The sequence below is a fragment of the Clostridium sp. CTA-17 genome (assembly GCF_054767895.1).
Genome location: NZ_BAAABF010000034.1, coordinates 1 through 394, shown reverse-complemented (window position 1 = coordinate 394; position 394 = coordinate 1). Strand labels below are relative to the sequence as shown.

Genomic DNA, 394 nt, shown 5'->3' with positions numbered 1-394 from the left:
GGTCAAGCGGTTAAGACACCACCCTTTCACGGTGGTAACAGGGGTTCGATTCCCCTAGGGGTCACCATATTACGGTCGCATAGCTCAGCTGGGAGAGCACCTGCCTTACAAGCAGGGGGTCACAGGTTCGATCCCTGTTGCGACCACCATAAAACTTTTAATGGCTCAGTAGCTCAGTTGGTTAGAGTGCCGGCCTGTCACGCCGGAGGTCGAGGGTTCGAGCCCCTTCTGAGTCGCCACATTTTTGGCCCCTTGGTCAAGCGGTTAAGACACCACCCTTTCACGGTGGTAACAGGGGTTCGATTCCCCTAGGGGTCACCATATTACGGTCGCATAGCTCAGCTGGGAGAGCACCTGCCTTACAAGCAGGGGGTCACAGGTTCGATCCCTGTTG

General features: G+C 56.1%; 3 tRNA genes. All 3 read left to right on the top strand.

Going from position 1 to position 394, the window contains the following annotated elements:
* Nucleotides 1–73 precede the first annotated feature (73 nt).
* Nucleotides 74–149 (top strand) — tRNA-Val (locus ACYUCG_RS15295).
* Nucleotides 150–162: 13 nt separating this feature from the next.
* Nucleotides 163–239, top strand: a tRNA-Asp gene (locus tag ACYUCG_RS15290).
* A 7-nt stretch (nt 240–246) separates the two neighbouring features.
* A tRNA-Glu gene (locus tag ACYUCG_RS15285) sits at nt 247–321 on the top strand.
* Nucleotides 322–394: the final 73 nt, after the last annotated feature.